This is a genomic window from Lentzea sp. NPDC055074, assembly GCF_053608005.1.
On record NZ_JBSGUQ010000005.1, the window covers coordinates 459,159 to 478,521 of the forward strand.

A 19,363-nucleotide genomic window follows, 5' to 3' on the forward strand; every position below is an offset into this window, starting at 1 on the left:
ATGATCAGGACTCTGTTTCGCTCGCTCGAGGCCGTGCACGGAATGATCTACTTCTCTCCTGAGGCGGAGCAGCGGTACGCGAGTGTCGGGCTGGACCGGCCCGGCGGCTACTTCGCGTCCCGTGCCGCGGCGCTCGGTGCGGTCGGGGCCGAGGTCGTGATCGCGACGTTCTACAACTTCAACCCCGCGATCGTGCGTGCGCGCATCCCGCAGGCGTGGGAGAAGGTGTCGCCGGAGCGCATGCTCGAGCTTCGGTGGGAGGCGGCGGACGAGGCGCTGGCCAAGGTGCTGCCGGACGACCTCAAGGAGATCAACGAGCTGGCCCGGCGTGCGGCCGAGCGGTCCAAGGACATGCTGCACGGGCGGCCGTTGTTCGCCGCGCACGCCGCGCTGCCGTGGCCGGACGAGCCTCGGTTGCAGCTGTTCCACGCGCAGACGTTGTTGCGTGAGTTCCGGGGTGACGGACACCTTGCGGCGCTGCTGCGGCACAACGTCACGGGCATCGAGGCGTTGGTGTTGCACGTCGCCACGGGTGACTATCCGGCCGATGTGTTGCGCAAGACGCGTGCGTGGTCTGAGGAGCAGTGGGCGGCGACTCTCCAGGACCTGCAGGGGCGTGGGCTCGTCGGTGAGGACCAGTTGCTCACGGAGAAGGGGCGTGAGCTGCGGCAGGGCATCGAGGACGACACGGACCACATGGCCGCGCCGGCCTACGACGTGCTGTCCGACCAGGAGAAGCAGCGGTTCGTGGAACTGGCCGCGCCGTTGAGCAAGGCCGTGGTCGAGGCCGGGATGATCCCCGGCCGCCGCTAGGAGCGGGCGACGGCCGGGCCGGACCCTAGTCCGCGCCGTCCCGTTCGGTCGACGCGAGCGCCTTCTCGGTGACCTCGTCCTTGCCCGCCCGGTGCTTGCCGGGATGGGTCAGCGAGAAGTGCGCCTCGTCGCGCATCCGCTCCACCATGTGCGGGTAGTGCAGCTCGAACGCCGGGCGTTCGGAGCGGATCCTCGGCAGCTCCTTGAAGTTGTGCCTCGGCGGGGGTGAGGTCGTCGCCCACTCCAGCGAGTTGCCGTAGCCCCACGGGTCGTCCTGCGGAGCCAGGTCGCCGTAGCGGTAGGAGCGGAAGACGTTCCACACGAACGGGAGCACGGACGCGCCGAGCAGGAACGCGCCGATGGTCGACAACGTGTTGAGGAACGTGAAGCCGTCGGAGGGCAGGTAGTCGGCGTAACGGCGCGGCATGCCCTCGTTGCCCAGCCAGTGCTGCACGAGGAACGTGCCGTGGAAGCCGAAGAACGTCGTCCAGAAGTGCAGCTTGCCCAACGGCTCGTTGAGCATCCGCCCGGTCATCTTCGGGAACCAGAAGTAGATGCCCGCGTAGGTGGCGAACACGATCGTGCCGAACAGCACGTAGTGGAAGTGCGCCACCACGAAGTACGTGTCGGACACGTGGAAGTCGACGGCCGGTGAGGCCAGCAGGATGCCCGTGAGGCCACCGAAGAGGAACGTCACGAGGAAGCCGATCGAGAACAGCATCGGCGTCTCGAACGTCAGCTGCCCCTTCCACATCGTGCCGATCCAGTTGAAGAACTTGATGCCCGTCGGCACCGCGATGAGGAACGTCATCAGCGCGAAGAACGGCAACAAGACCGCACCCGTGGCGTACATGTGGTGCGCCCACACGGCCACGGACAGCATGGCGATCGCGAGAGTGGCGAACACCAGACCCTTGTAGCCGAACAACGGTTTGCGGCTGAACACAGGGAAGATCTCGGTCACGATTCCGAAGAACGGCAACGCGACGATGTACACCTCGGGATGGCCGAAGAACCAGAACAGGTGCTGCCATAGGATCACGCCGCCGTTGGCCGGGTCGAACACGTGCGCCCCGAGGTGGCGGTCCGCCGCGAGACCCATCAGTGCCGCGGTCAGGATCGGGAACGCCAGCAGGATCAGCACGGACGTCACCAGGATGTTCCAGGTGAACACCGGCATCCGGAACATAGTCATGCCGGGCGCGCGCAGGCACACGACCGTCGTCGTCATGTTGACCGCGCCGAGGATCGTGCCGAGGCCGGACACCGCCAGGCCCATGATCCACAGGTCCGCGCCGACACCCGGCGAGTGCACGGCCGACGACAGCGGCGTGTAGGCGAACCAGCCGAAGTCGGCGGCGCCACCGGGCGTGACGAACCCGGCGACCACGATGATGCCGCCGAACAGGTACAGCCAGTACGAGAAGGCGTTCAGGCGCGGGAACGCGACGTCCGGCGAGCCGATCTGCAACGGCAGGATGTAGTTCGCGAACCCGAAGAGGATCGGCGTCGCGTAGAGCAGCAGCATGATCGTGCCGTGCATGGTGAACAGCTGGTTGTACTGCTCGTTCGACAGGAACTGCAGGCCCGGCCGCGCCAGCTCGCCGCGCATCAGCAGCGCCATCAGGCCGCCGATCATGAAGAACACGAACGACGTGGTCAGGTACATGATCCCGATCTGCTTGGGATCCGTCGTCTTGAACAGCTGGAGGAAGTACGAGCCCTTCGGCCGTGCGCGCGCCGCCCCCGGATGGGGCACTACGGGCGTGGGCTTGATCGTGGTCATCGCGCCTCCTCCGTGCCAGAGTTGAATCGTCCTCCGGGTCAGACCGAGGGGCAATCCACGACGAGCACCGCACTGGTCACCGGGGCCACCGGAGCGCCTACGGAAATGCCGCTGACCTGCACGTAGTAGGCGCCGGGGGTCAATTCATCGAATGTGATCGCCATCTTCTCGGAGATCGCCGGACTGCGCGATTCGACCTGTTTGCCGTTCTCGTCGAGCAGGGCCACCTTCAGCGCCCGCGCCGGCGTGTCCTTCAGCTCGACGGTGACCTCCATCGTCTCCCCGGTCAGCACCAGGTCCGGCACGCTGAGCTGCGGCTCGGTCGTGACCACGTTGCGCGGGACGATGGGCTTCGCGGTCAGGAACGACTCCACGGCGTCCAGCACGGCGGCGTTGTCCTGCAACGACGTGTGCTGCTCCGTCACGCGGTGCAGCGTGTTCGAGTCCAACGCGAGGCCACGGCGTGCGGCGCCGGGCATCGGCACGGTCGCATCGCCGTACAGGTCTTCGCCGCCATAGGTCCGATAACAGGTGACTTTGCCGTCGGCGATACGAGCCGTGGTGGCCGTGGGCTGCTTACCGCCGAGGATCGCGTACGTCTTGTCCGCGAACGAGTCGGTGAACGCGCCGTGGAACGCCATCGCGTCCGACACCATCTTCGTGTCGAGCTCGGGCAGCGACACCTCGGTCGTCTTGAGCAGCCCGCCGGGAGACTCGATGCACGCGTACTCGGGCAGCAGCTGGTGCAGCGACGGCATCGACCGCGCGAACTCCGTCAGGTCGACCGCCAGCGGGCCGAGCCCCTTGCGCACGCCGTTGACCAGCTGGTCCAGTGCGGTGGCGGCGCCGCGGTACGGCGTGCCCATCGTGATCAGCTTCGCGGTCCGCTCGGCCATCCCGCACTGCTCGATGCACCACCGCGCGACCAGCCCGCCCATCGAGTGGCACACGAAGCTGACCTTGGCGTCCGGCCCGATGCGATCCAGCGCCTCGTCCACCCGCCGTGCCAGCAGCGCGCCGTTGTAGCGGTTCGACAGCCGCCAGTCGTAGGCGAAGAGGATCAGGTTGCCCTTCTCGACGGTGTAGCCGAGCGAGTTCATCCGGCGTGTCACCCGGTCGTAGCCCTTCAACGGCGTCCAGATGCCCGGGACGACGTGCAGGTCCGCCATCAGCCCGACGGGCTCGACGCCGTCGCCGGGGTGCTCGTCGCCGATGCCGGCCGGGAGCTTCAGCTGCCGCAGGCTGCGGCCCAGCGTCAGCACCGCGCGCAACGCGGCCCTGCCGGAGACCTCCCAGACCATGCCGTCCGAGTTGCGCAGCGTGCTGCCGAGAATGCCGGGCAGGACGACGACCAGATCGCTCATCTAGGACTCCTCGGCCAGCTTGCGGATGAGGGACAGCAACGCGAAGTTCGCGGGCACCAGGTAGGTGAGCTCGTGGATCCACGCCATTCGTTGATCAGCCGCGGGCAACGCCAGACGCTGGTCTCCTGCCCGAGCACGCGCGACCACCTTGTACAGCGCCGCCAACGCGTGCGGCTCCAACGCCGTCACGGCCTGCGTCAACGCCTGAGGCGACGCACCGGCGGCGAGCCCGCGCAGGATCTCGGTCACGCGTGCGGGGTCCTCGACGGCGTCCAGCACGAGGTCGAGCACGTCGGTGTCCTCGTCGGCCAGCAACAGCAGCGCGTGGACGGGCCGGTTGTCGCGGACGTTCTTCAGCACTTCCTTGTCCAGCAACTCCTCCCGGCGCGTGGTGAGCAGTTCGCGTCGGCGTGCGGGCGTCGCGTCCACGAACTCGTCCGCGAGACTCGCGAGCAGCCACGGCCGATAGGCGAGCACGACACCCTGCTGCCGCGCGGTCGCCCGGCGTGCCTGGATCACCTGGGCCTCGATCAGGCTCGTGCCGTACAACGCTTCCGTGACAGCGACGTCAGCGTCAGTGGACAACAACTCGGGGTGTGCGAGCAGGATCGTCCGTTCCTCGGCATAGGAGCGTGCGAACACCCACGAGCGTGCGGTCCGCAGCAACGCACGGTCGACCGACAGCCAGTCAGGAACGGTGTCCCACGGCCATGGGCCTGAGTCGTAGTGACGGCGCGCGATGTCGTGCACGTCGTGGATCGCCTGCCGCGACTGGCCGACGTGCGTGAGCGCCTGGCACAGCCACTTCGCCGCCGCAGGATCACCGGCCCTCGTGGCCGCGGCCCGCAGCATCAGCAGCGTGGCGAGGTGCGGGCCGGTGAACCGCGCGATGACGCGTTCCCAGGTCTCGTCGACGATCTCGGGCTGCTTCAGGCCCGCGCAGATCGTGTCGAGCGTGAACAACGCCGCCGCCAGTGTCGACAGGCGGTCCGTGTTCTCCGGCAGCAGGCACACCTCGACGGTCCGCAGGCCGGTGGCGAGCGCCTCGCGGGGCTTGTCCGCGTCGCGCTGGCGGCGCATCAGGTTGTGCAGCGCCTGACCGTGCACGGGCAGCCCGTCGGCGAGGTCGGCGGCCTGCCGGGCGGTGTTCAGGGCCGCGTCCGTGCGGGTGCCCATGCTGTACGCGACGCTCAGGCTCAGCGCCGCGTCGGCGAGCTGGGGCCGGAACGCGGCGTGCCGGCCGAGCGTGCCGCTGATGTCCGCGGCCTGCCGGGTCATGCTGTCGGCGTCGGCCAGCCGGCCCAGTGCCAGGTAGTCGCGGCTCAGCTCCACCAGTGCGCTCACCAGGTCCGCGAGGAATACAGGGTTCGTCTGCGCGAGTGAGTAGTACAGCTCGACGGCCAGCTTCGACCGTTGCATGGCCTCGTAACGCAGACCCGAGTCGCTGCACCGTGCGGCGAGACAGGTGATCGCGCGCGCGAGCGGTGCGTCTGTGTCCACGGCCGCAACGGCGTCACGAGCCGTGGACAGTGCGTCCTGCCTGCGCCCCAACATCGCGTAGACCTCGCTCAGGTCCACCAACGCGCCGCTGAGGTGCGCCGCGTACGTCGGGTTGTCACCGCCGTGCGTCATCGTCTTCGCGATGCGCTGCGCAAGCCGTTTGTGCGTAAGGCTTTCCGCCGACGTCGGGGTCGACGCCACGAGCTCGCGATACCGCACGGCGGCTTCCTCGGCGGGTGCGACGGCCTGCTGGAGGCGTCCGGCGTCGCGGAACCGCCGCCCGAGCTTGTTCAGCACGAAAGCCAGGTCCGCCAGGTACATCCGCAGCGTCGGTACGAGAGCGCGGAAGTGCTCGGCGGCCTCTTCGAGCGGCGCGACGGCCTCGTCACCGCGGCCCCAGTGCATCAGTTCGTTGGCGGCCGTCGTGGCCGCGAGTGCGATGTCGGGCAACAACATCCGGTTCATCACGGCGAGCGCTCGCAGCCCGTCCAGCGCCCGCGTCCCCGCGTGCCCGCAGTGCCGCCACGCGTACTTCCACAGGTAGCCCGGCACGTTCGGCGGCACGCCGGCCTCCATGCGCTGCCGGTACAGCCCGATCAGCGCGCACGCCACCTTCTCGGCGTCCGGCGCGAACACCTCGTCCCGGCTCGGTGCGAACGGCTGCCGCAGGTGGTCCGCGAACGTCTGGTGCGTCAGCTTGAAGACCGCCGTGCCCTCCTCACCGTCCTGCACGACGTGACGGCCCAGTTCGGTGAGCACGGCGGTGATGTCGTCACGCGTGAACTCCTCGCCCGACAACGCGTGCGCGACGGCCCTCCACTCGGCCTCGGGGAATCCCGCGCCGTAGCTCCACGTCAGCGCCGTCAGCAACGCACGGGCAGAAGGCACCTTCGCAAGCTCACGGTCGAACGCGGCGTCCAGCGACAGCTTGAGGTCCGCGCCGCCGTCGGCGAGCACCTGGTCGGTGATCATCCACGCGGTCAGGAACGGCAGCTTCGCCAGCTCGTCCACGGTGGACTGCTTCGCCGCGGGCCCCAGGCGTGCCATCACGTACTCGCGGACGTCGGACTCGCTGTCGGCGTCGTCGAGGTCCAGCACCTCGACCGGCGACAGCTCGGTCAGCAGGGGAGCACCACCCGCGACCCGGTGCGCCTGGCGGGTCGAGACGATCACGACCGCGTGGGCCGCGAGCTTGGTGAGCAGCGAGGTGGCGATCGAGAACGACTCGCCGCGCGCCTCGTCCAGTCCGTCGACGACCAGCACCGGAGGCTCCGCCAGCGCGCTGACCACACCCACCAGTTCGGCCGCGCCCCGCCGCGGGCCGTCGGGTCCGGGGACGAGCCCGGCGGCGACGAGCTGGCGGCTCAGCAGGTCGGCCACGCGGTCCGCGTCCATCGCACGGGCGTGCACGGCGGCGTCGACCGAACCGGGACCGGGGTCGGCGTGGCGGAACGACGGCCCGGCGGTCAGCAGCAGGTCGCGCTCGGCCGAGTTGGACAGGCTGACGACTCGGCCGACGACCGCAGACTTGCCGGTGCCCGGCGACCCGGTGACCACCCGCAGGCCGGCGGCCCCGGACCGCACCCAGCTCACGACCTTGTCGACCTGGGCGGTGCGGCCGGTGAACCACGACCTGTTGTCCGGGGAGTCACCACCGCGGGCCGCGAGCAGAAGGTGCTTCACGACCGTGTTCGCGGCGTAGAGAGGGTTCGGCAGCATCGGTTGCGCGGACCCGTACTGCATGAAGCGCGGCCGCTGGACGTCGCTGTCCCACGCGTTCAGCAACGCCGTGCCGACCGCACCACCGTCGACCAACGCGATGCGGTCGCTCCACCGCCGTGCGTCCTCATCAGCCGTGGGACCAGCACGCAGCAGCTTGCGGAGCTTCCCGCCGAAAAGACCGTCACGGGCCGTTTCGACGCTGGAGCACGACACCAGCACACCCGCCCAGTGCACCTGGCCCGCGAGCAACTCCTCCTGGAGGGCCGCGACCGTGCGGACGGCCTCGTCGAGCTGGGCGCCGGAGTAGCAGGCGTCGATGATGATGAGCACCTGGTGCGCGCCCGAGGCCGCACACCACAGCGCGAACTCGTGCAGCATGATGCCGTCGATCGCGCCGTCGTTGTCCCTGGCCAGGAGCCTGAGGTTGCCGGCGACGGGGATCGCGTGCCCGCTCCACAACGCGACCAGCGCCCCGCCGTCCTGCGGACGGCGGCGGAGCTCCTTCATGTGCGCGCGGACGTCGGCCTCGGTCGGGTCGGCGAGGGGGTCGCCGTCGTAGCCCTTGAGCAGGGCACGCAGCTCCCGCACGTCGCTCACGGCGTGCTGCAGCGGCTGCACCAGCTCGTAGGAGCCGACGCCGATGCCGACGAACCTGCCTCTGACCCTCTCCTGCATGCGTCACTACCCCCTGTTCACACGTCGCCCGCGGGCAAGGGGTGTTACGGCGGGTAACTCACATGGCGTAGTCGCACGACGTGTGGCGCCTCAGGGCTCACGTCTGGTCCTTCGGCTCCTTCGGCGACTCGGTCGACTCCTTCGGCAGCTCCAGGTTCGTGTTCTTCTCCAGGAACCTCAGCAGCTCCACCGGGAACGGCAGCACCAGCGTCGAGTTCTTCTCCGCCGCCACCTCCACGATGGTCTGCAGCAGCCGCAGCTGGAGCGCGCCGGGTGTGGACTCCATGGTCCCGGCGGCTTCGGAGAGCTTCTTGGACGCCTGCAGCTCACCGTCGGCGGTGATGATGCGGGCGCGCCGCTCCCGTTCGGCCTCGGCCTGGCGCGACATCGAGCGCTTCATGCTCTCGGGCAACGCCACGTCCTTGATCTCGACGCGGTCTATGTCGATGCCCCATGCCAGCGCCGGGGTGTCGATCATCAGCTCCAGGCCCTGGTTGAGCCGTTCGCGGTTGGACAGGAGGTCGTCGAGCTCGCTCTTGCCGATGATCGAGCGCAGCGACGTCTGCGCCACCTGCAACATCGCGAACCGGTAGTCCTCGACGTTGATGACGGCCTTCGCCGGGTCCTGCACCTTGAAGTACACGACGGCGTCCACACGCACGGTGACGTTGTCGCGCGTGATGCCGTCCTGCGCCGGCACGGGCAGGGTGACGATCTGCAGATTCACCTTCCGGAGTTGGTCGACCCCGGGAAGGAGCATCGTCAGCCCTGGCCCGCGCACGCCCTGCTGCAGCTTGCCGAACCGGAACACCAGGCCCTGCTCGTACTGCTTGATCACTCTGGCGCTCATCGCGAGGCCGAGGCCTCCGAGCGCGACCAGTCCGCCGAGGATTTCGAAGATGATCATGAGACCCCGCCTTTCAGCGGCGAATGCCCTGATCTCCCACGGTACGCCCGGGGTCTGACGATTTTCAGCAGTGCAGGACCGGGGACGCCCAGTCGGCGTGGTCGTGCGGGTTGCCGTCACCTCCGTCCGTCACCCGGAACGTCAGCACCGTTGCTCCACTCGTGTCCACGGTGATCGGGACGGCCGCGCTCTGCCCTGTCAGCACAGGGCTTTGGTAGACCGATCGGCCATCCTTCAGGATCTCGAACCGGACTGTGCCGCCGCCGTTCGTCTCGTCGTCGACGCCGAGGGTCGCGGTGAGCGTGCCGCACCGGCCGCCGGTGTAGACCTGGAACTCCGAGTCGGCGTGCACACCGACGCCGTGGGCGAACCCAGCGCCTCGGATGCTCATCGGGTTGCCGTCGCCGGCCTGCTCCTCACCGTTGCTGCGGTCGCGTTCGACCGGACCCCAGCCGTTGCGCTCGTCGAGGAACTCCAGCGCGGACACCTGCGCTTCGCCCTGCGGCGGGCGGGGAGTGGCGGTGAAGTCCTTCGTCAGGGTGGAGGCCGCCTTGCCCGTGCTGATCTCCGCGAAGACCGGGCGGGTGCCGGTGGCGCCGCCGTCGCGCCTGATCGTCACCTTCGCGCTGCCGCGGGAGAGATCGGCCGTGGCGGGCGTGACGGACCAGTGGTCCGGCGCGGTCAGCCTCGCCGTGGTGGTACCGGGGCAGGGCTTCGTCACCACCAGTTCGGCCTCGACCTGCTCGCCCGGTTCGAGGACGGTGTCGGTGGCGCGGAGTTCCGCGGTGGGCGCGCAGTCCACCCGGTTGCCGAGCTTGCCCGTCGCGGCCTCCACGGGCGTGAGCGGACGCAGCAGCACGGAGTACGCGTACTCGTTGCCCGCCTCCACCTGGTACTGCGGCAACGGCTCGTGGAACGTCTCGCTGACACCTGTCACGCGGTGCGCCGCGTGCAGGGTCGTCCAGCCGTCGTTCTTCTTGAGTGCGAACGGGTACGCGGCGCGGTCGAGGTCGTCGTACTGCGAGACCCGGACGTCGAGGTCACCCGCCACGAGCAGGCCCGCGCGGCCGTTGGACAGCGTCGCCCAGCGCGTGTCCGCGTGGTTGCCGTAGTCCTGCGGCTTGTAGTAGTCGTTGAACTCCCGGTCCACAGTGGACTCGTAGATGCCGACCGGGTTGCCGGACTTGCGGTCGTCGTAGTTCTCGCCCGGACCGCGCCCGTACCACGTGAACTTCCGGAAGTCCTGCGGCACCTCGAGGGTGAAGCCGATGCCCGGCAGGTAACTGAGGTCGCGCATGCGGTCCTGCGCGGCGACCCGGTGGCCGACGGTGATCTCGCCGTCACCTGTGACGCGGTAGGTGAAGGTCTGGCCGAACGACGCGTTCTGCACCGCCTGGGCCGTGGACTTCGCGGTGATGACCGTGTCGGCGGCGTTGCGGGTGACCGTGACGCTCGACGGCGTGGTCTTGAGGCGGTCGAGGCCGTTGCGGTACCAGGAGCCGTCCTCGCTCATGAACTCGTTGGACAGCGGAGCACGCCACGCGTCGAGCTCCGGGCCGGTCCTGAGCAGTTCGGTGCCCCGCACGCGCATCGAGGTGAGCGTGCCGGTCGTCTTGCTGACGACGTACCGGAAGTCCTTGCCGGACAACACGACCTCGTCGCCGGTCTCGGTGGTCGTGAGCCTGCCCGGGGTGCCCGGTGTGTGCAGGCCGGCGATCTGCGTGCCGCCCAGCGGGAACTGGGCGACGCCGACGTCGTTGCCCTGCCGGTCGACCGCGCGGACGGTCAGCCGGCGGTCGGTCTCGGCCTCGAAGTCCGGCAACGCGATGGTGCCCGGCTGGAGCCTGCCCCGGTGCTGGGCGATCGTGCGGCCGTTGTCCTGCACCTGCCAGCGCAGCTCGAGGTCGTCGGTGCCGGTGAACCGGCGTTCGCTGACGATCGTGAGCTCGCTGCCCGCCAGCGAGAACCGGATGGGGGAGTGGACGGCCATCAGCTCGGTGGTCTCCGGTTGCGGCCTGCGGTCCGCCCACACCACGCCGTCGACGCCACCGGTGCCGGCACCGTAGGACTGCTGACGCCCCTTGTCCTCCAGCTTCTCGAAGTCGAGCGCCAGCACCGCGGTCTGCTTCGGGTCCGACGCGAGCTCGGACTCGGTCAGCGCGCGGTGGTAGATCCGGACCTGGTCGACCGCGCCGTGGGCCATGCGCGTGCCGACGTTCTCCTGCATGGTCTCGGCGTTGCGGCCGATGTTGACGGGCCAGTGCGACCAGTCGATCGTGCCGCTGTAGTCCGTCGTGGCGACCTCACGGCCGTCGATCAGCAACCGCAGCTTCGTGCCGTCGAACGTGCCGGTGACGCGGTGCCAGTTGCCCTGGAAATCTGCCGGAACCGTCGCACGGACCGTGCGCCACGTACCGCTGTGGACGAAGAACTCCAGCGTCGTCGCGTTGGACATCTTCAGCGCGTACTGGTGGTCGCCCTTGGAGATGACGGTGAAGTCGCCGGTCCACGTGTCGGGCTTGACCCAGGCGTCCAGGGTGAGACCGTTGGTCACCTCGTCGAGCTTGCGGTCCCGGTAGACCTCGACGAAGTCGTCGAGTCCGCTGAGCTGCAACGCCTTGCCGTGCTTTCCGTCCACCTGGGACGGTTTGCCGGACAGGTGCGCGAGAATGCCGTTCGCGTCGTCGGGTGTGGTGTAGAGCGGTAACGCGATGTTCTGCTCGGCCCAGTCCCAGATGAAACCGCCCTGCACCTGCGGATAGGCGCGCACGACGTCCCAGAACTCCTTGAAGTTGCCGAGGCTGTTGCCCATGGCGTGCGCGTACTCGCCCATGATGATCGGCTTGGTCGTGGTCTTCGCCTTGGCTTCGAGGCTCGCGGGTGACGGGTAGCGCGGGCCGGCCACGTCCGCGAACGGCGCGTCGCCGTCCGGCACGTTCGGCTGGTGGTAGAGCGGGCGGGTGTCGTTCTTCCGTGCGTACTCGGCCATCGTGTAGTGCGCCTTGCCGAGGCCTGCCTCGTTGCCCGTGTCCCACATGACGACGCTCGGGTGGTTCTTGTCCCGTTGCATCATCGCGACGAACCTGTCCTGGAACGCGTCCTGCCACTCAGGGCGTTCGGCGAGGCAGTTGTTCGGGCAGCCGTCGTGGTGGTGGGTCTCGATGTCCACCTCGTCGGCGATCATCAGGCCGTTGCGGTCCGCGAGCTCGTAGAAGTACGGGTCGCTCGGGTAGTGCGAGGTGCGCACGGCGTTGATGTTGAACCGCTTCATCAGCTGGACGTCTTTTTCCTGGTCGGCACGGGTGACGTAGCGGCTCCCGCGGACGGACGTCTCGGCTCGGTTCGTGCCGCGGAACAGGACGCGCTTGCCGTTGATCTTCAGCTGCCGGTCGGCGATCTCGATCTCGCGGAACCCGACGGGCTGCCTGCCGGTCTGGACGACGCGGCCGTTCTCGACCAGCTCGATCTGGAGCTCGTAGACGTTCGGGGTCTCGTCGGTCCACTTGAGCGGGTTCGCGACCCTGCCGTCCTGGACGGCGACCTCACGGCCGTGCGGGTCGAAGAGCCTGGTCCGGACGGTGTGTCCCTCGGCAGGGCCGCCGATCTTCACGTCGGCGGTGAGCGTGGCGTCGCGGTACTGGGCGTCCAGGTCGGTCCTGATCGTCACGTCCGCGAGGTAGGTCTTCGGCGTCGAGTAGAGCCAGACCTCGCGGAAGATGCCGGAGAACCGCCACTGGTCGTAGTCCTCCAGGTGCGAGCCGGAGCCCCAGCGGTGGACCTGGACCTTCAGCGTGTTGTGGCCGGGGCGGAGCTTGGAGGTGATGTCGAACTCGGCGGGCGTGTAGCCGCCCTGGTCGTAGCCTGCGTACGTGCCGTTGACCCAGACGAAGTATCCGCTGGTCACGCCCTCGAAGCGGACGAGCGTGCGGTCCCAGTCCGACGGCAGGTCGAACGTCTTCTCGTAGACGCCGGTGGGGTTGACGTCGTGCGGGACCCCGGGCGGGTCGTCCGGGTACATCTCGGTGGGGATGTTGCGGAACATCGGGTGGTCGAGGAAGTCGGTCTGCCACGTGTGGGGGACCTTGACCGTGCGCCACCCGTCCGGGGTGTCCCTGACGTCCTGCGGCCTGTCGAACATCCGCAGGCGCCACTCGCCGTTCAGGCTCAGCCTGCGCTCGGGCTCCAAGTCCGGGTGCGGAGGTTCCTGGTGCTCGCCGGTCATTCTGGGATTCTCCAGATACGCCAAGGCGTCCAGGGGTTCGGCGTGTGCGGTTGCCGGGGAGAGTGAGAGCGCTACCACCGTGGCTACGACGACACGAAGCATGCCTTCGGAAGCTAGGGGCGCCGCCGCGACGCCGTCAACGAATGTCTTGCTTTTCTGTCCGAACGAATGCGGGCGTGGCCGTCCCAACAGCCGGAAATCACGCTCCACCTGTCGGCACGCGTTAGTGTCGGATACATGCAGACCTGGTCATCGATTCCTGTGCCACGGGTTCCGGGGGACCCCCGCCCGCTGCGGCTGTTCGACACGGCTACGGGCGAAGTGCGTCCGACGGCTCCAGGAGACACCGCCAGGTTGTACGTCTGCGGGATCACGCCGTACGACGCGACTCACCTCGGCCACGCCGCCACCTACCTCGCGTTCGACCTCGTGCACCGCGTATGGCTCGACAACGGCCACAACGTGCACTACGTCCAGAACGTCACCGACGTCGACGACCCGCTGCTGGAGCGGGCCGAGCGGGACAAGGACGACTGGGTGGTGCTCGCCATGCGCGAGACGGCCCTGTTCCGCGAGGACATGGAGGCCCTGCGCGTCCTGCCGCCGCAGGACTACGTCGGCATCGTGGAGGCGATCCCGGAGATCGTCGAGGTCGTCGCGAAGCTCGTCGCCGACGGCCATGCCTACCGTGCGGACGACTCCGAGTACCCGGACATCTACTACTCGCACGACGCCACGGGCCGTTTCGGCTACGAGTCGAACTACTCCTCCGAGGAGATGCTCCGGCTGTTCGCCGAACGCGGTGGCGACCCGGACCGAGCGGGCAAGCGCCACCCGTTGGACGCGCTGCTGTGGCGCATGAAGCGCCCCGGCGAGCCGTCGTGGCCGTCCGAACTGGGTGACGGCCGCCCCGGCTGGCACATCGAGTGCAGCGCCATCGCCCACAACCGCCTCGGCATGGGCTTCGACGTGCAGGGCGGCGGCTCCGACCTGATCTTCCCGCACCACGAGTACTCCGCGGCGCACGCCGAGGCCCAGACCGGCCAGCACCCGTTCGCACGCCACTACGTGCACGCGGGCATGATCGGCCTCGACGGCGAGAAGATGTCGAAGTCGCGCGGCAACCTGGTCTTCGTCTCGAAGCTGCGCGCCGAGAAGATCGACCCGAACGCCGTCCGCCTGGCGTTGCTCGCGGGCCACTACCGCGCCGACCGGCCGTGGACGCAGGCGCTGCTCGACGAGGCGCTGGCCCGCGTGGACAAGTGGCGCCGGGCCGCGGACCTCGACACGGGACCGTCCGCTGTGGACACCGTGACGCGGCTGCGCGACCACCTGGGCAACGACCTCGACACGCCGAAGGCGTTGGCGGCCATCGACGCGTGGGCCGATGAGGCGCTGGCGCACGGTGGGTCGGATAGGCACGGGCCGTCGCAGATCCGTACGGCGGTGGACGCTCTTCTGGGCGTGGACCTCTAACAGTCACAATCAGCCGGTGACAGAGGCTTGGCAGGCACTGCGCTACCTGAGTGACGGCGCCGGTGGCGACGTGAACGAGGCGGCGCGCGGTGAGGTGCTGTGGGCGTTGCACGACGCCCACACACCCGAAGACCTGCCGCTGCTGCGGTTCCTGGCCGAGCAGGAAGCGTTGTACCGCAGCCACTCCCAGGGACTGGGGGAGCAGGCCGCGCTGGCCGGGTTCCTGCTGGCCCTGCACCGGCGTCCCGAGGACGTCTGGCTGCACTTCGCGATCAAACGTGCCAACTTCGACGCCGGGTGCGTGTACGACGTCGAGCACCTCTGCGCCGCAGGCGTCCGAGCCACTGTCGAGCACGTGCGCGCGAGTGATCACCCGGACCGCGACGCGGTGCTGGAGCTGCTGGACCAGGACCTCGACAAGGACGACCTGGCGGAGTGGTTCGAGCACCGGCGCGCGTGGTTCGACGAGGCCTGAACGGCCGGGTCAGGCGATTCGGAACACGTACGTGGCCAGCACAACGCCGGAAGTGTCCCCGCTCGAGCCGTTCGTGAACGAGCTTTCGGTGATCGTGGTGGTCTGCGGGATGAAGGTCGTCGAGACGGCCTCGAACTTCCACCCCTCAGCTTCGATCTCATTCAGCGTCTGGGTGTGGTTGTTGCCCTTCCACGCCGACAGGATCGTGCTGACCGCGGACGTGTCCAGGAGCTCGATCGAAATCTGGAAGATCCTCGCGCCTTCAGCCTTCGCCACACGAGCTTTCCCGGCAGGGGACTCGGCGAAGCGCGCGGCCGCTTTCTCCGTCGCGAGCTTCTCATCGGCGGCCTTCTTGGCTGCGATCTCCTCCGGTGTCTTGCTGAAGAACCCCACGCGACTCTCCCCGTTGCTGCCGTCGTCTCGGTGCGCAGCGTGCTTGTCGGGTGGTGGTCAGCACTCGTTACTCGTAGTTCGAGCAGGCCTGAACGTGGAACCGCCCCCGAGGCGGAAGCACCGGGGGCGGTTCGTTCAGCGGAGAGAAGCTCAGACGTCGAGCGTCCAGTTGTTCAGCGTGCCGGTGTCGAGGAACGCGGCGTCACGCACCCGCAGCGTCCACGTGCCGTTCGCAGCCTCGGAGGAGAGGTTGCGGGTGAAGGTCTCGTTGATGTTGTCGGCCGAGCCGCCGGACCGGTTGTGCAGGTTGTAGACCGAGCCGTCGGGCGCGACGAGGTCGACCACGAGGTCGCCCTTGTAGGTGTGCGTGATCGCGACCTTGATCGACGCCGTGGCCGACGCGTTGCCCGCGCAGCCGGAGACGACGATCGTGCTGGTCACGGTCGTGTTGTCGGGGATGCTGACCGGGGTGGAGTTGGTGCGGGCGTCACAGCTGCCGCCGACCGCGCTGACCACCCAGGAGAACGTCGCCGAGCCGGTCTTGCCGGCCGAGTCGGTGACCGTCGCGGTCACCGTGGAGGTGCCCGCCGTGGTCGGGGTGCCGGAGATGGCGCCGGAGGCGTTCGCCGACAGACCGGCCGGGAGACCGGAGACGGACCACGAGTACGGCGCGGTGCCGCCCGAGGCCGACAGCTGCAGCGAGGCCGCCGTGCCGACGGTGGAGTTCTGCGTGCCGGGGTTCGTCACGGACGGGTCGCTCGGCTGGCCGCCACCGAAGAGCGTGTACAGCAGCTTGTTCGGCGTGTTGGCACCGACGTTGGTGATCTTGTTGGGCGTGGAGGCGGCGTTGATGCCGTTCCACACGGCGGCGGGGGAGTCGGTGGGGTGCGTGGCGAGCCACAGGGCTGCCGCGCCCGCGACGTGCGGGGTGGCCATCGACGTGCCGGAGATGTTGTTCGTGGCGGTGTCGTTGGTGTTCCACGCCGACACGATGTTCGAGCCCGGAGCGTAGATGTCCGTGCAGGAGCCGTAGTTCGAGAACGACGAACGCGCGTCGGTGTTCGTCGAGGAGTTGACCGTGATGGCCTCGGTGACGCGTGCGGGCGAGGTGCTGCAGGCGTCGGTGTTCGAGTTGCCGGACGCGATCGCGTAGGTCACGCCGGACGCGATGGAACGGCGCACGGCCGCGTCCAGGGTGGCGTCCGCGCCGCCGCCGAGCGACATGTTGGCGACCGCGGGCTTGACCGCGTTCGCCGTCACCCAGTCGATGCCGCCGACGACGCCGGCGGTCGTGCCGGAGCCGCCGCAGGTCAGCACCTTGACGGCGACGATCTTGGCGGCCTTCGCGAGGCCGTACTGCGAGCCCGCGATGGTGCCGGCGACGTGCGTGCCGTGACCGTTGCAGTCGCTGTTGTTGCCGTCACCGGAGGTGTTGGTGCCCCACGTCGCACGGCCACCGAACGTGGAGTGCGTGGTGCGCACACCGGTGTCGATGACGTACGCCGTCACGTTCGACGCCGTGGTGTCGTACTGGTAGCTGTTGCTCAGCGGCAGGTCGCGCTGGTCCACGCGGTCCTGACCCCACGACGGGGGGTTCTGCTGAACGTCCAGCGCGTGCACCGTGGCGTCCTGCTGGACGTACGCGACCGTCGGGTCCGCGGCGAGCCTGGCGGCCTGCTTGGCCGTCATCTTCACCGAGAAGCCGTTGAGCGCGTGCTGCCAGACCTGACCGACCTGGCCGCCGTACTTGCTCGCCAAGCCCGGTGCGGCGGCCCTCGACGCCGTGTCGGCCTTCAGCGAGACGATGTAGCTGTCCTTCACGACGTCGGCGCGGTCGGCGCCGAGAATCGTCCCCACGTTTTCTTGAGCTGATGCGGCCGGAACCACAGCGGCGGCCAGACACATGGCGGCAGCGGCTGTGAGTCCCGCACTCAAGACTCTTCGCATGGCAGGGTTCTCCCTCGTGCAGGGAACAGGGTGTCCAGCACGCTAGCCCTAAACCGCAGGTCAGAGGGATACGCCGTCGAGTGCGAACTGTTGACAGATTTGACATTTCGTGTCAAGGCGAATGGTCGCTCTGTGTCACGGAAATAGACCGAGAGAACGCATTTGGTTTCCCTATATCAACCCGAACGCCGCGAGGTCCACCCCTCGATCGACCCTACCGTCCGGTAGGCATGCCGAAGTAGCGTCGCCCAGACGGAGGAACGAACTGATCGGGCAGTTCGCCGCCTGGGGACGCCATTCATCCGGTGTCGTACGCGCTGTGTTGCAGCACAGCTGATCTCCTCATCGCGGTTGCCCGGTCCGGCGTTACACCGGCCCTGCAAAACCGAAGGAACAAGGAGAATTGCCTATGAAGCGCATGGCTGTCGCAGCTGTGGCCGTGTTGGCGGGTGCTCTCACGACGACGGTCTCCCCTGTCGCCGTCGCCGCAGAGGGACCGTCCGCCGACCTGCTCGCCGCGATGCAGCGCGATCTGGGGCTCGACGCCCAGCAGGCGGCGGAGAGGCTGCGCCAGGAGAGCGCGGCCGCGGTCCTGCAGCGGGTCGTGGAGGGGTACGCCGGCGAGAGCTACGGAGGCGCGTGGTTCGACGCGTCGTCCGGCAGGCTCGTCGTGGGTGTGACCGACGCGGCCAAGACAGACCGGCTCCGCCAGCTCGGCGCGGAGCCCCGCACGGTCGCGCACAAGGCGAGTGACCTCGACGCGGCCAAGGCGAAGCTCGACGCGTCGCCGGCCCCGGCCGAGGTCACCGGCTGGTACGTCGACACGAAGGCGAACGCGGTCACCATCACGGTGAAGCGCGGGCAGTCCGACGCCGCGAAGCCGTTGGTGGAGAAGGCGGGCACGGCCGCGAAGGTCGTCGAGACCGACGAGGCGCCGCGGCTGTTCAAGGACACCCGCGGTGGCGACGCCTACTACATCAACAACGCCGGACGGTGCTCCGTCGGCTTCTCGGTCGAGGGCGGCTTCGTCTCGGCGGGACACTGCGGTTCGCCCGGTGACACGGTGACCGGCGTCGACAAGACGGCGATGGGCGAGTTCGAGAAGTCGTCCTTCCCGGGCAACGACTACTCGTTCGTCAAGACCAACTCGTCGTGGACGTCCACGGCCAAGGTGAACCACTACGGCGGCGCCGACGTCGTCGTGTCCGGTCACACCGAGTCCGCGGTCGGCGCCTCGATCTGCCGTTCCGGCTCGACCACGGGCTGGCACTGCGGCGAGGTCCAGGCGAAGAGCCAGACCGTGAACTACCAGGAGGGCTCCGTCAGCGGCCTCACGCGCACGAACGTGTGCGCGGAGCCCGGTGACTCGGGTGGCTCGTGGGTCAGCGGCACGCAGGCGCAGGGCGTCACCTCGGGTGGCTCCGGTGACTGCACCAGCGGCGGCACGACCTACTACCAGCCGGTCAACGAGATCCTCGAGGCCTACGGCCTGACTCTCACCACGGGCTGATGTAGCCGAACGACGAGGGGGAGCTTCCAGTAGCGGAAGCTCCCCCTCGTCGCGTTCGGGGCCAGGTCAGGAAGACCGCTCCTCCAGCCACTTCTCGCGGTGCACGCGCCAGCGGTCGAGCATCGTGCCGAGCTCGCTGTGCGCGAACCGGAAGAACTCGCGCGTCTCGTCCAGCCGCGACCCGGCCTCGGAGCCGGGCCCGAGCGCCCGGACGCCCTCGCCGAGCACCTCGTCGATCATCACCAGCATCTGGTCCTTGCGGAACGTCGCCTCGTACCAGACGTTGTCGCGCATCCGGTAGACGTCGCGGCGTGATCCGGGCTCGCGCTCGCGGCTCACGATCTGCACGGTGGTCAGGTAGCGCACCGCCCCCGACACCGCCGCCGGGGAGATCTGCAGCAGGTCGGCGATCTCGGCCGCGGTGAGCCGTCCGGAGTCGGTCGTCAGCAGGGCCGCGAGGATGCGAGCCGGCATGCGCGGTACGCCGGTGTCCGCCAGAATCCCGCCGAACCGTTCGACGAACTGGCTCACCGCCTGCGTGTCACGCTCCGTAGCACTCGTCACGGCGGCATC

General features: G+C 68.7%; 12 protein-coding genes. 4 read left to right on the forward strand and 8 right to left on the reverse strand.

Annotated features, from left to right (window positions below; translation table 11 throughout):
• Positions 1–813 carry an SCO6745 family protein gene (locus ACWF7A_RS15485; protein WP_452251101.1) on the forward strand — a complete coding sequence of 271 codons (813 nt, stop codon included), beginning with the start codon at positions 1–3 and terminating at the stop codon, positions 811–813.
• Positions 814–838: 25 nt separating this feature from the next.
• Here ACWF7A_RS15485 and ctaD read toward each other — a convergent pair whose 3' ends face one another.
• The 5 genes from ctaD to ACWF7A_RS15510 form a co-directional block, all read right to left on the reverse strand.
• Entirely contained in the window at positions 839–2,599 is a 1,761-nt protein-coding gene (ctaD, locus tag ACWF7A_RS15490; RefSeq protein ID WP_452251102.1) for an aa3-type cytochrome oxidase subunit I, read from the reverse strand.
• 38 nt (positions 2,600–2,637) lie between these two features.
• Complete coding sequence (locus tag ACWF7A_RS15495) at positions 2,638–3,963, reverse strand: esterase/lipase family protein (RefSeq protein WP_452251103.1); 1,326 nt, start codon at positions 3,961–3,963, stop codon at positions 2,638–2,640.
• A complete protein-coding gene (locus tag ACWF7A_RS15500) occupies positions 3,964–7,860 on the reverse strand; it encodes an AAA family ATPase (RefSeq protein WP_452251104.1) in 3,897 nt (1,298 codons plus the stop codon). It lies immediately after the preceding gene.
• Positions 7,861–7,957: 97 nt separating this feature from the next.
• Entirely contained in the window at positions 7,958–8,764 is an 807-nt protein-coding gene (locus ACWF7A_RS15505; RefSeq protein WP_452251159.1) for a slipin family protein, read from the reverse strand.
• A 67-nt stretch (positions 8,765–8,831) separates the two neighbouring features.
• Positions 8,832–12,989, reverse strand: a complete 4,158-nt coding sequence (locus ACWF7A_RS15510) for a glycoside hydrolase family 2 TIM barrel-domain containing protein (RefSeq protein ID WP_452251105.1) — start codon at positions 12,987–12,989, stop codon at positions 8,832–8,834.
• Positions 12,990–13,226: 237 nt separating this feature from the next.
• Between ACWF7A_RS15510 and mshC the strand changes: the two genes are divergently transcribed.
• Together mshC and ACWF7A_RS15520 are read left to right on the forward strand one after the other, a co-directional pair.
• On the forward strand, positions 13,227–14,465 hold the full coding sequence (mshC, locus tag ACWF7A_RS15515) for a cysteine--1-D-myo-inosityl 2-amino-2-deoxy-alpha-D-glucopyranoside ligase (RefSeq protein WP_452251106.1): 1,239 nt from the start codon (positions 13,227–13,229) through the stop codon (positions 14,463–14,465).
• Positions 14,466–14,481: 16 nt separating this feature from the next.
• A complete protein-coding gene (locus ACWF7A_RS15520) occupies positions 14,482–14,940 on the forward strand; it encodes a hypothetical protein (RefSeq protein WP_452251107.1) in 459 nt (152 codons plus the stop codon).
• A gap of 9 nt (positions 14,941–14,949) precedes the next feature.
• On the opposite strand, the gene ACWF7A_RS15525 is transcribed toward ACWF7A_RS15520, so the two are convergent.
• Both ACWF7A_RS15525 and ACWF7A_RS15530 read right to left on the reverse strand, forming a co-directional pair.
• A complete protein-coding gene (locus tag ACWF7A_RS15525) occupies positions 14,950–15,333 on the reverse strand; it encodes a hypothetical protein (protein WP_452251108.1) in 384 nt (127 codons plus the stop codon).
• Between the two features lie 150 nt (positions 15,334–15,483).
• A complete protein-coding gene (locus tag ACWF7A_RS15530; RefSeq protein ID WP_452251109.1) occupies positions 15,484–17,190 on the reverse strand; it encodes a S8 family peptidase in 1,707 nt (568 codons plus the stop codon).
• Positions 17,191–17,689: 499 nt separating this feature from the next.
• Here ACWF7A_RS15530 and ACWF7A_RS15535 point away from each other — a divergent pair, with 499 nt between their 5' ends.
• Complete coding sequence (locus ACWF7A_RS15535) at positions 17,690–18,790, forward strand: S1 family peptidase (protein WP_452251110.1); 1,101 nt, start codon at positions 17,690–17,692, stop codon at positions 18,788–18,790.
• 66 nt (positions 18,791–18,856) lie between these two features.
• Here the strand turns inward: ACWF7A_RS15535 and ACWF7A_RS15540 are convergent, their stop codons facing one another.
• A complete protein-coding gene (locus ACWF7A_RS15540) occupies positions 18,857–19,354 on the reverse strand; it encodes a GbsR/MarR family transcriptional regulator (protein ID WP_452251111.1) in 498 nt (165 codons plus the stop codon).
• Between the last annotated feature and the right edge of the window lie 9 nt (positions 19,355–19,363).

What these genes read in the sequence shown, in the direction of transcription:
- ACWF7A_RS15485 (WP_452251101.1), top strand. Translation starts at nt 1, where the DNA reads ATGATCAGGACTCTGTTTCGCTCGCTCGAGGCCGTGCACGGAATGATC.
- ACWF7A_RS15495 (WP_452251103.1), bottom strand. Translation starts at nt 3,963, where the DNA reads ATGAGCGATCTGGTCGTCGTCCTGCCCGGCATTCTCGGCAGCACGCTG.
- ACWF7A_RS15535 (WP_452251110.1), top strand. Translation starts at nt 17,690, where the DNA reads ATGAAGCGCATGGCTGTCGCAGCTGTGGCCGTGTTGGCGGGTGCTCTC.
- ACWF7A_RS15510 (WP_452251105.1), bottom strand. Translation starts at nt 12,989, where the DNA reads ATGACCGGCGAGCACCAGGAACCTCCGCACCCGGACTTGGAGCCCGAG.
- ctaD (WP_452251102.1), bottom strand. Translation starts at nt 2,599, where the DNA reads ATGACCACGATCAAGCCCACGCCCGTAGTGCCCCATCCGGGGGCGGCG.
- ACWF7A_RS15500 (WP_452251104.1), bottom strand. Translation starts at nt 7,860, where the DNA reads ATGCAGGAGAGGGTCAGAGGCAGGTTCGTCGGCATCGGCGTCGGCTCC.
- mshC (WP_452251106.1), top strand. Translation starts at nt 13,227, where the DNA reads ATGCAGACCTGGTCATCGATTCCTGTGCCACGGGTTCCGGGGGACCCC.